Source organism: Tamlana crocina (assembly GCF_012037625.1).
Map to the genome: position 1 here is coordinate 1 of NZ_JAAVJS010000140.1, position 523 is coordinate 523.

At 45.9% G+C, this 523-nt stretch carries 1 protein-coding gene; it reads left to right on the forward strand.

What is annotated here, in order from left to right; translation table 11 throughout:
* The coding region (locus HC176_RS16015; protein WP_167920003.1) for a pyridoxal phosphate-dependent aminotransferase at positions 1–523 on the forward strand (523 nt) is incomplete at both ends.

Sequence of the window (523 nt, forward strand, 5' to 3'; positions counted from 1 at the left end):
CGCGGTACTAATGATTTCCGGAAAGCCATTGCGGAATTCTATCAGAACTTCTATGATGTAAACCTGAATTCAGAAACTGAGATCCTTCCCCTCATGGGCAGCAAGGAAGGAATCACCCACATTTCCATGGCATTTTTGAATGAAGGAGATGAGGTGCTGGTACCAAACCCCGGCTATCCCACCTATGCTGCCGTAAGTCGGTTGGTTGGTGCCAGCACGGTGCTGTATGATTTAAGTGAAAAAACCGGCTGGTTGCCCAATTTTGAGCAACTGGAAAAGCGGGATCTAAGCAGGGTGAAATTGATGTGGGTGAATTACCCGAACATGCCCACCGGTGCAGTGGCAAAAAAGGCAATTTTCGAACAGCTTATCGCCTTCGGGAAAAAGCACCGCATTTTAATCGTCAATGACAACCCATACAGTTTTATCTTAAATGAAGAACCGGAAAGTATTCTGAAGTATGCCAATGATGCTGACGGAGTGCTGGAGCTCAAGTCTCTAAGCAAAAGTTTCAATATGTCGG